Source organism: Streptomyces sp. NPDC050287 (assembly GCF_044459385.1).
Classification (GTDB): domain Bacteria; phylum Actinomycetota; class Actinomycetes; order Streptomycetales; family Streptomycetaceae; genus Streptomyces.
In genome coordinates this window covers 271617-282466 of sequence record NZ_JBITIY010000011.1, presented here as the reverse complement: position 1 = coordinate 282466, position 10850 = coordinate 271617, and the positions used below count along the sequence as shown (strand labels likewise).

Sequence of the window (10850 nt, the reverse complement as noted above, 5' to 3'; positions counted from 1 at the left end):
ACATCTCCGGGACGGTCCCGGAATCGATCACGCCCGGCTTGCCAGGCTGCTCTCGGGTAGCGGCGGGGACATGGACATCAGCGTGGTCGCCGTGGGGCGCGAGGACGACAGTCCGGCCGGCGAGCCGTTGCGGCTCGTCGGCGCTCGCCGACCGGCTCGGCTGTCGCGAGGTGTCGGCCGGGGAGGGCCCGACCTGGACTCCTTCGTCCTGGCCACGGCGATCGGGCGGGCCACCGAGCGGGTCGCGCTGACGGCCGGACCGGTGCCGGTGTCCGTGCGGGACGCCTGCACGATCGCCCGGGGTGCCGCGGGCGTCGCGGGTGCCGCGGGTGCCGCGGGTGCCGCGGGCGTCACCGGTTCGGCCGGTCGGGGCCGCCCTGGGCACCTCCAGCAAGCGGTCCAGGCCGCGCTCGACGAGATCGCCCTGGTGCCGGCCACGGCGGGTGACCCGGCGGGCGAGCGGACGCTGACGGCCCTCGGGCCGGCCTGACGGCGGCTTCTCCCGCGCGCACTCCGTCTCACCCTGCGAGCAGCCCTCAGGCGGGCCTGATGTTGTGGTTGAAGCGGTACACGTTGTCCGGGTCGTAGCGCTGCTTCACCCGTGCAAGCCGCTGGGCGTTCTTCGCACCCAGGCCGGCGATCACGCGGTCCGCGCCCTCGTCGCCGATGAAGTTGAGGTAGACCGCGCCGGTGCTCCACTTCCGGACACCGGCGCGCACGTCCCGGACCCACTGGTCGGCGCGCTCGTCGTCGGCCGGATCCTCCCAGGCCGCGAACGGGTGCACCGCCCATGGGGCGTCCCGGTACGGCACCGGGTACTCCCGCGGTCCGTCGGCGATCGCCCCGCCCTGCGGGAACAGGACGTGCCGGCTGCTGGAGGGCACCGGCATGGAGCGGGCGCGGTCGCAGAAGGCGTCCACGAAGTCGTCGGGCGCGTCGGCCATGAACTCCACCGACCAGGAGGTCCGCAGCCCGGGCGGATCGTCGAACATCGTCTGGAAGTCGGCGTACGGAATCTCGGTGACGACCTCCGTCTCGTGCGGCAGCGCCAGCAGGGGCTCGGCGAGCTTGCGCATGTCCTCCTCGGCGCCCGCGTACGCCAGCAGCGCGCCGCACACCAGCGTGCCGACCAGGTGCGCCGGGACGAACTCCGCCGGCGGGCCGGTGAGAAAGAGGACCTCGCCGGACGCCTCGACGGGGGCGGAGCTGATCAGGTCGCGGTAGGTGCGCACGACCTCGGGGCCGACCTCGGGCAGGTACAGCACCAACGCGATGGAGAACTCAGGCAGTTCGTGCAGCGCCAGGGTGAGGGCGGTGGCGATGCCGAAGTTGCCGCCGCCACCGTGCAGCGCCCAGAACAGCTCGGGATTGTCGTCGGCGCTCGCATGCACCCGGCTGCCGTCGGCGGTGACCAGCTCCACGCCGAGCAGGTTGTCGACGGCGAGTCCGCAGGAACGGTCCAGCCAGCCGGTGCCGCCGCCGAGGACGAAGCCGCCGACGCCGATGGTGGACGCCCGGCCGCCGGTGGTGGCGAGGCCGAACGGCTGGGTGGCCCGGTCCAGGTCGCTCATCGTGGCACCGCCGCCGACCCGTACCGCCTGGGCCGCCGGATCGACGGTGGCCGCCCGCATGTGACGCAGGTCGACCACCACCGCGCCGTCGTTGAGCGCCATGCCGGCCACACTGTGCCCGCCGCCTCGCACCGCGACCGGCAGGTCGAGTTCCCGGGCGAAGCGCACCGAGCGCACCACATCGGCCTCGTCCACGCACTGCGCGATCACCCCGGGCCGCCGGTCGATCATCCCGTTGTAGACGGTCCGGGCCTCGTCGTATCCGACGTCACCCGGGGCGAACACGTCGCCGGCCAGGTCCTCGCGCAGCGCGGTCAGAGCCGTGCCCGCCTTCGAGAGGGAAGCCATGGCCGCCCCCTTTCACAAAGGGGCAATATGTCCGCTTCCAGCCTAGTGCCCCGGCAGGCGACGTTCGCCCCGCCGCGACGCCCGGCACGCCCCCTCGCCCACCGGGCGAAAGCCCACGTACGTCCACCCACGTACGTCCACCCACGCACGTCCACCCACGCACGTCCACCCACGTACGTCCAGTACGAGGCCTTCGGCCCGGCACTGCCCAGCCCTCGGCCGGGGCCACAGAGGTCGCGCTCAGCCGCCGTACGCCCCGGACGCCGTCAGCCGCAGTGCCGTGTCGATCAGCGGAACGTGGCTGAAGGCCTGCGGGAAGTTGCCGACCTGACGCTTCAGGCGCGGGTCCCACTCCTCGGCCAGCAGACCGAGGTCGTTGCGCAGCGACAGCAGCTTCTCGAACAGCTTGCGGGCCTCGTCGACGCGGCCGATCATCGCGAGGTCGTCCGCCATCCAGAATGAGCAGGCGAGGAAGGCGCCCTCGTCGCCGGGCAGGCCGTCGACGCCCTCGTTCTCGCCCGAGGTCGGGTAGCGCAGGATGAAGCCGTCCGCGGTGGACAGCTCGCGCTGGATCGCCTCGATGGTGCCGATGACGCGCTTGTCGTCGGGCGGCAGGAAGCCCATCTGCGGGATCAGCAGCAAAGAGGCGTCCAGTTCCCTGGAACCGTACGACTGCGTGAAGGTGTTGCGCTCCTTGTCGTAGCCCCGCTCGCACACGTCCCGGTGGATGTCGTCGCGCAGTTCCCGCCACTTCTCCAGCGGGCCGTCCGCGTCCCCGGACTCGATCAGCTTGATCGTGCGGTCCACGGCCACCCACGCCATCACCTTCGAGTGCACGAAGTGGCGGCGCGGGCCGCGCACCTCCCAGATGCCCTCGTCCGGCTCGTCCCAGTGCTGCTCGAGGTAGCGGATGAGCTTGAGCTGGAGCAGCGAGGCGTAGTCGTTGCGGGCCAGGCCCGTCATGTGGGCCAGGTGCAGGGCCTCGGTGACCTCGCCGTACACGTCCAGCTGGAGCTGGTGGGCGGCGCCGTTGCCGACCCGGACCGGCGCGGAGCACTCGTAGCCGGGCAGCCAGTCCAGCTCGGCCTCGCCCAGTTCCCGCTCGCCGGCGATGCCGTACATGATCTGCAGGTTCTCCGGGTCCCCGGCGACGGCCCGCAGCAGCCACTCGCGCCAGGCGCGGGCCTCCTCGCGGTAGCCGGTGCGCAGCAGCGAGGACAGGGTGATCGCCGCGTCCCGCAGCCAGGTGTAGCGGTAGTCCCAGTTGCGGACGCCGCCGATCTCCTCCGGCAGAGAGGTGGTGGGCGCGGCGACGATGCCGCCTGTGGGGGCGTACGTCAGCGCCTTCAGCGTGATCAGCGAGCGGACCACGGCCTCACGGTAGGGGCCGTGGTACGTGCAGTGCTCGACCCACTCCCGCCAGAAGTCCTCCGTGGCCTCCAGCGACTGCTCGGGCTCCGGCAGCGGCGGCGGCTGCTTGTGCGAGGGCTCCCAGGAGATGGTGAACGCGATCCGCTCACCCGGGGAGATCGTGAAGTCGGCGTACGTCGTCAGCGACTTGCCGTAGGTCTCGGCCTCTGTGTCGAACCACACGGAGTCCGGGCCCGCGACGGCCACCGTGCGGCCCTCGTGCTTGTGCACCCAGGGGACGACCCGGCCGTAGGAGAACCGCATGCGCAGGGCCGAGCGCATCGGGACGCGGCCCGAGACGCCCTCCACGATCCGGATCAGCTGCGGGGCGCCGTCACGCGGGGGCATGAAGTCGGTCACACGGACCGTGCCGCGGGGGGTGTCCCACTCGGATTCCAGGATCAGGGAGTCGCCGCGGTAGCCGCGCCGGGCCGCGGTGGGCGGCTCGGCGTCGGACGCGTGGGCCGGGCCGATCCGCCAGAAGCCGTGTTCCTCGGTGCCCAGCAGACCGGCGAAGATGGCATGCGAGTCGAAGCGGGGCAGGCACAGCCAGTCCACCGTGCCGTCCCGGCAGACCAGGGCAGCGGTCTGCATGTCTCCGATGAGTGCGTAGTCTTCGATGCGCCCGGCCACGTGCAACTCCAGTCGAACGGCCACGTCGCCCCCCCATCTTCGGGGGGCTGTCGCTAGTGCGGTCAAGGGGTCTTTGTCATGCGTCGTTGAGCGGTGAATCAAAACAGTCATGCTGCTGTGAGGCAAAACGGCAACTGTTGCTCAACGATCTGACGAGCTCTCGTTGTTCCGGGTGATACGGGCGGGGGTGGTGCCGTGTTCCCGGACGGCTCGGCAGCGAGTGTCCGAGCAGGATACGACGCACGTAGATGATCTGCGTGCCGCTCCGGGCAACGCGGGTGAGCCGAACGGGTGAGCAACGAGTGAGAAATGAGCAGTCCCGGGCGGGTCTGTGTCGACCTGTGCGCGGAGCGTGGCCGGAAGCCATCTCGCCCGGGCGCTGATACCCTGGTAGCCCGTGGACCGGTGGGCACGAAACCCCCGAACCGCAGCGGCGGCACCCCCGGAAACCTCCGGCACAAACCCCTGGTGAAAGCCTCCGGGAAGCCGCACCGCACCTCCAGACCGCGACCACGGGAGCCCCCTCTTGGCCATGCCGCCCGCTGCTTTCCGAAACAGCACAGCCACGACGACCAAGCACATCTTCGTCACCGGGGGTGTCGCCTCCTCGCTCGGCAAGGGACTGACGGCCTCCAGCCTCGGCATGCTGCTCAAGGCCCGCGGTCTGCGCGTCGTGATGCAGAAGCTCGATCCCTACCTGAACGTCGACCCCGGCACGATGAACCCCTTCCAGCACGGTGAGGTGTTCGTCACCAACGACGGCGCCGAGACGGACCTGGACATCGGCCACTACGAGCGCTTCCTCGACCGCGACCTGGACGGTTCCGCCAACGTCACCACCGGTCAGGTCTACTCGACGGTGATCGCCAAGGAGCGCCGCGGCGAGTACCTGGGCGATACCGTCCAGGTCATCCCGCACATCACCAACGAGATCAAGCACCGCATCCGCCGCATGGCGACGGACGAGGTGGACGTGGTGATCACTGAAGTCGGCGGCACCGTCGGCGACATCGAGTCGCTGCCGTTCCTGGAGACGGTCCGCCAGGTCCGGCACGAGGTCGGCCGTGACAACGTCTTCGTCGTCCACATCTCGCTCCTGCCGTACATCGGTCCCTCGGGGGAGCTGAAGACGAAGCCGACCCAGCACTCGGTTGCGGCTCTTCGCAACATCGGTATCCAGCCAGACGCGATCGTGCTGCGCTGCGACCGTGAGGTGCCCACCGCGATCAAGCGCAAGATCTCGCTGATGTGCGACGTCGACGAGGCCGCCGTGGTCGCCTGCCCCGACGCCCGCTCGATCTACGACATCCCGAAGACCGTGCACGGCGAGGGCCTGGACGCCTATGTCGTCCGCAAGCTGGACCTGGCGTTCCGCGACGTGGACTGGACGACCTGGGACGACCTGCTCGACCGCGTCCACAACCCGGACCACGAGGTCACCCTCGCCCTGGTCGGCAAGTACATCGACCTGCCCGACGCCTATCTCTCGGTCACCGAGGCGCTGCGCGCCGGCGGTTTCGCCAACAAGGCCCGCGTGAAGATCAAGTGGGTCACCTCGGACGACTGCAAGACCCAGGCCGGCGCCAAGGCGCAGCTGGCGGACGTCGACGGCATCTGCATCCCCGGAGGCTTCGGCGACCGGGGCGTGCTCGGCAAGGTCGGCGCGATCCGCTACGCCCGCGAGAACCGGATCCCGCTGCTCGGCCTCTGTCTCGGCCTGCAGTGCATCGTGATCGAGGCCGCGCGCAACCTGGCCGACATCTCGGACGCCAACTCCACCGAGTTCGACCCGGCCACCGCCCACCCGGTCATCTCCACGATGGCCGAGCAGCTCGACATCGTCGCCGGCGAGGGCGACATGGGCGGCACCATGCGCCTGGGCATGTACCCGGCCAAGCTCGCCGAGGGCTCCATCGTGCGCGAGGTGTACGACGGCAAGGAGTACGTCGAGGAGCGCCACCGGCACCGCTACGAGGTGAACAACGCCTACCGCGCGGAGCTGGAGAAGAAGGCGGGCATCCAGTTCACCGGCACCTCGCCGGACGGCAAGCTCGTCGAGTACGTCGAGTACCCGCGCGAGGTCCACCCCTACCTCGTCGCCACCCAGGCCCACCCGGAACTGCGCTCGCGCCCGACGCGTCCGCACCCGCTGTTCGCCGGGCTCGTGAAGGCGGCGGTGCAGAGGACCGAGGCCGCGCGGGAGAATTCGAAGTAACACACCAGTTGTACGGTGACCGGGGTGCATCCCTTCAAAAGGTGGGCACCCCGGCTGCTTCTGGTATGTGGCTCGCGTACGTCTGGAAGGACAGAGCATGACGATCAAGGACACCCACGAGGAGTGGGAGATCCGGGCGACGGAGACTCCCTTCGTGGGCAACAAGACCTCCGTCCGCACGGACGAGGTGGTCATGCCCGACGGCTCGGTGGCGCGGCGCGACTACCAGGTCCACCCCGGCTCGGTGGCCGTCCTCGCCCTCGACGCCGAGGACCGGGTCCTGCTCATCAAGCAGTACCGCCACCCGGTGCGGCAGAAGCTGTGGGAGATCCCGGCCGGCCTGCTCGACGTGCCCGGCGAGAACCCGCTGCACGCGGCCCAGCGTGAGCTGTACGAGGAGGCGCACGTCAAGGCCGAGGACTGGCGGGTGCTGACCGACGTCTACACCACGCCCGGCGGCTGCGACGAGGCCGTACGGATCTTCCTCGCGCGCGACCTGTCCGAGGCCGACCAGGAGCGCTTCGAGGTGGAGGACGAGGAGGCCGACATGGAGCACGCGCGCGTGCCGGTCGACGAACTCGTCCGGGGTGCGCTCGCCGGCGAACTGCACAACAACTGCCTCGTCGTGGGCGTGCTGTCGCTGGCCGCCGCACGGGGCGGCGACGGGCTCGACGCGCTGCGTCCGGCGGACGCGCCGTGGCCGGCGCGTCCGTTCGAGTCCTGAACCCTTCCGGCAGCCCGTCGCCGATCCGTCGGCCGCCCCACGCACCCGATCCATCCGCCATACCTGCGGTGTGACGATCTGCTGATCCGATCGAGGGACGTGTCCGCCGTGCTCCGACCGGAACGTAGCAGAGCGTGAACTAGGCTCTGGAAACGCCCGGACCGGAGTCCCGGCGGGCTTGCGCGTGCGGTGTGGGACGGGAGTGTGGCCCGTGACGGATCAGGCGGTGGACGCAGACGGTGCACGGCTGTCGGCACAGGCTCCCGCGGACAGTCAATTCCTCGGCCGCACAAGGGAATTGAAGGAACTGCGCGCCGACATCGAAAGCGCCGGACTCGACACGATCGGCGGCCGCAAGGCCCCCCGCGCGCGCGTGCTGCTCATCGCCGGCAGGCCCGGCTCGGGACGCACCGCCCTCGCCGAGGAACTCGTACGACAGGTCGCCGACCGTTACCAGGACGGGGTGCTGCGGGCCCGCCTCGGTGAACCGGACGGCACGCCCGTCCCCGTCGAACGCGCCGCCCGCGACCTGCTCACCGCCCTCGACGTGCCCGCCCCCGCCGGAGCCGCCGAGGACGACCTCACGGCCGCGCTGCGCGAGGCCCTCGCCGACCGCCGGGCCCTGCTCCTGCTGGACGACGCGGTCAGCGCCGAACAGGTCGACGCCCTGCTGCCGGACACGCCGGAATGCCTGGTGGTCGCCGTCTCCGGGGGCCCGCTGACCGGGATCGCGGACGTGCGCCCCTGCACCCTGGGCGGCCTCGACACCAAGTCGGCGGTGGAACTGCTGTCCCGGCACACCGGGTCGGTCCGCATCACCGTCGACCCACGGGCCGCCGAGACTCTCGCCGAGGAGTGCCAGGGCCAGCCCGCCGCGCTGATGCTGGCCGGCGGCTGGCTCGCCACCCGTCCCAAGGCGGCCGTCTCCGACCTCGCCAAGCAGCTGCGCGCGGAGGACGGCGAGGGAACCGCGCTCAGCCGGGTCTTCCGGCTCACGTACCTGTCCCTGTCCGGCCCCGCCGCCCGGATCCTGCGGCTGCTCGCCCTCGCCCCGGCCGGTCTGGTCGACCCGCACACCGCGTCCGCGCTCGCGGGCAGCTCGCTGGACGGCGTCCGCGCCACCCTGGACGACTTCGTCGCCCTCGGCCTGCTGCACGCGGTGGACTCGCCGCTGCCGCAGTACGAGGTCCCCGGCTGTCTGCAGCCGCTGCTGACGGACCTCGCCGAGAGCCAGGAGCGCCCCGCCGAGCTCCAGCTCGCCCGCGCCCGGATGCTGGAGCGGACGGTACGGCTGCTGCAGGCCTGCCGGGTGATCACCGAGACCGACAGCCCCGAGGCCCGCGAGAAACTCCTCGGCATGCCCCGCGACCTGCGCTTCCCGAGCCCCCGGGCAGCCGCCGAGTGGCTGACCCTCCGCAAACCCGCCCTGCTCGCCGCGGCCCGCTGCGCGGTCGCCGACGGGGAGCTGGACACCCTCGCCCGGCGTCTGATGTCCCAGCTCGTGCGGGCGATGGTGGCCCACTTCGGCACCCGGGCGGCCGCGCCCGACCTGTACGGCGTCCACCGCCTGGTCCTCGACGTGGCCGAGCGCCGCGGGCTGCCCCGCGAGCGCGCCGCCGCCCTGCTGAACCTCGCCGACCTGGACGCCCGAACCGGCCGTACGACGGAGGCGCTGGCGCGCTATCGGGCGGCACTGGACGCCGGACGTGAGGCGAACGACCCGTATGCGACCGGCCGCGCGATGGAATCCGTAGGCGGAGCCCATCTGGAGCTCGCGGACTACGACCGGGCCGCCGACTGGTTCGGCCGCGCCCTCGCCCAGCGGCTGGCCCGGGGCGAGCGCGCGGACGCCGCCCGGCTGTACGGCCGTATCGCCGCCGCCCACACGTTCGCGGGCCGTTACGGCGAGGCGCTGCGGAACTGGCGGGCCGCGGCCGCCGGACACCGCAGATACGGCGATGTGGCCGCCCACGCGCGGGCGTTGAGCGAAATCGCGCGCGTGCAGGAGTACGCCGGACGGCCCGAGGAATCGATGCGCAGCTGCCTGGAGGCGGTGGAGTGGGCGCGCCGAGCCGAGGACGTCCGCCTCCAGGCCGCGCTCCAGCTGCGGATCGCCGACACCCTGGAGCGCCTCGGCGATCCGGCGGCGGCCGCACTTCACCGGGGCACCGCCGAGCGGCTGCTGGGCGAGGAGCTCCAGGAGCCCGAAACGCGGGCCGATCCGGAGCCGGAACGGGCCGATCCACCGGAACACGACGCTAACGCCTGCGAAATCCGTAGCACATCCGCTGAAGATTGATGCAATGAAAGGCTAGACAGCGGGAACACCTTCATTAGACTGGCTCTGCCGCACCTTCTCCTGCGGTGCATCCTGGTGTGCCCCTGCATGCCTGGGTATGTCTTGTAATGCCCCGACATCCTCTGAGCCAAGGACCGTGATCGACGTGAAGGTCGGCATCCCCCGCGAGGTCAAGAACAACGAGTTCCGGGTGGCCATCACCCCCGCCGGCGTGCACGAGCTGGTGCGCCACGGTCACCAGGTCGTCATCGAGCGAGGCGCCGGCGTCGGCTCCTCGATCGCGGACGCCGAATACGTCGGCGCCGGCGCGCGGATCCTGGACACGGCCGACGAGGTGTGGGCCACCGCCGACCTGCTGCTCAAGGTCAAGGAGCCCATCGCCGAGGAGTACCACCGCCTGCGCAAGGACCAGACACTCTTCACCTACCTGCACCTGGCCGCCTCCAAGGAGTGCACCGACGCCCTCGTCGAGTCGGGCACCACCGCGATCGCATACGAGACGGTCGAGCTGCCCAGCCGGGCGCTCCCGCTGCTCGCCCCCATGTCCGAGGTCGCCGGCCGCCTCGCCCCCCAGGTCGGTGCCTACCACCTCATGGCCGCCAACGGCGGCCGCGGTGTGCTGCCCGGCGGGGTCCCGGGTGTGCTGGCCGCCAGGGCCGTCGTCATCGGCGGTGGCGTCTCCGGGTGGAACGCCGCGCAGATCGCCATCGGCATGGGCTTCCACGTGACCCTGCTCGACAAGGACATCAACAAGCTCAAGGAGGCCGACAAGATCTTCGGAACGAAGATCCAGACCGTCGTCTCCAACGCCTATGAGCTGGAGAAGGCCTGCCTCGAGGCCGACCTCGTCATCGGTGCCGTGCTCATCCCGGGCGCCAAGGCCCCGAAGCTGGTGACCAACGAACTTGTTTCGCGCATGAAGCCGGGAAGTGTCCTTGTCGACATCGCGATCGACCAGGGCGGCTGCTTCGAGGACTCCCGCCCGACGACCCACGCCGAGCCGACCTTCCCGGTGCACAATTCGGTCTTCTACTGCGTCGCCAACATGCCCGGCGCGGTGCCCAACACCTCCACCTACGCGCTCACCAACGCGACACTGCCCTACATCGTCGAACTCGCCGACCGCGGCTGGGTGGAGGCGCTGCGCCGCGATCCCGCGCTCGCCAAGGGGCTCAACGCCCATGACGGCAAGGTCGTTTACCGCGAGGTCGCGGAGGCGCACGGGCTGGAGCACGTGGAGCTCGAAACCCTGCTCGGCTGACCGTCGACGTTAAGTCTCCTTTTGGTAAAGGTCGATACGTCAACACAGGTCGTCAACGCCGCGCACCCGGCCGGACCTTGCCCGAGAAGGTCCGGCCGGGTGTGTGTATGGTCACTTTGCGGCTCTAGGTCAACTCGCCTCGAACGTAACCCTTGGACCGATTCGTACACCGGTGAAACCCACCGTGCGACGGTCGTACGCCCTTGACAGAGGGATGTTTCATTGCCGACACATCCTGCCGGGTCCGGCGGATTGTGTTGCTGCGGACGCCCGACACGCCATAGAGTCGCCAACCGTCGGCATGGTGCCACGCTGACCTGTCTAGAAGTTTCCTGGTCACCAAGGAGGTAAGACGACTTGTGAATGAGTCGACATTTTCTCCCGGGGGT

The 10850-nt window shown here is 70.6% G+C and carries 7 protein-coding genes; 5 read left to right on the top strand and 2 right to left on the bottom strand.

Annotated elements, in window-relative coordinates:
* Nucleotides 1-70: 70 nt before the first annotated feature.
* Entirely contained in the window at nucleotides 71-490 is a 420-nt protein-coding gene (locus ACIBK3_RS33945; protein WP_399371333.1) for a hypothetical protein, read from the top strand.
* A gap of 46 nt (nucleotides 491-536) precedes the next feature.
* On the opposite strand, the gene ACIBK3_RS33940 is transcribed toward ACIBK3_RS33945, so the two are convergent.
* Together ACIBK3_RS33940 and ACIBK3_RS33935 are read right to left on the bottom strand one after the other, a co-directional pair.
* Nucleotides 537-1919: an FAD-binding oxidoreductase gene (locus ACIBK3_RS33940; RefSeq protein WP_399371331.1), complete on the bottom strand. Its 1383-nt coding sequence runs from the start codon at nucleotides 1917-1919 to the stop codon at nucleotides 537-539.
* Nucleotides 1920-2159: 240 nt separating this feature from the next.
* Nucleotides 2160-3962, bottom strand: coding sequence for a glycoside hydrolase family 15 protein (locus ACIBK3_RS33935; protein ID WP_399371364.1), 1803 nt, complete (start codon nucleotides 3960-3962; stop codon nucleotides 2160-2162).
* 532 nt (nucleotides 3963-4494) lie between these two features.
* Here ACIBK3_RS33935 and ACIBK3_RS33930 point away from each other — a divergent pair.
* From ACIBK3_RS33930 to ald, 4 genes are all read left to right on the top strand, one after another.
* Nucleotides 4495-6177 carry a CTP synthase gene (locus tag ACIBK3_RS33930; RefSeq protein WP_399371330.1) on the top strand — a complete coding sequence of 561 codons (1683 nt, stop codon included), beginning with the start codon at nucleotides 4495-4497 and terminating at the stop codon, nucleotides 6175-6177.
* 97 nt (nucleotides 6178-6274) lie between these two features.
* Nucleotides 6275-6901, top strand: a complete 627-nt coding sequence (locus ACIBK3_RS33925) for an NUDIX domain-containing protein (protein ID WP_399371329.1) — start codon at nucleotides 6275-6277, stop codon at nucleotides 6899-6901.
* A 211-nt stretch (nucleotides 6902-7112) separates the two neighbouring features.
* Entirely contained in the window at nucleotides 7113-9200 is a 2088-nt protein-coding gene (locus ACIBK3_RS33920) for a tetratricopeptide repeat protein (RefSeq protein ID WP_399371327.1), read from the top strand.
* Nucleotides 9201-9336: 136 nt separating this feature from the next.
* Nucleotides 9337-10461, top strand: a complete 1125-nt coding sequence (gene ald, locus ACIBK3_RS33915; RefSeq protein WP_399371325.1) for an alanine dehydrogenase — start codon at nucleotides 9337-9339, stop codon at nucleotides 10459-10461.
* Nucleotides 10462-10850 lie beyond the last annotated feature (389 nt).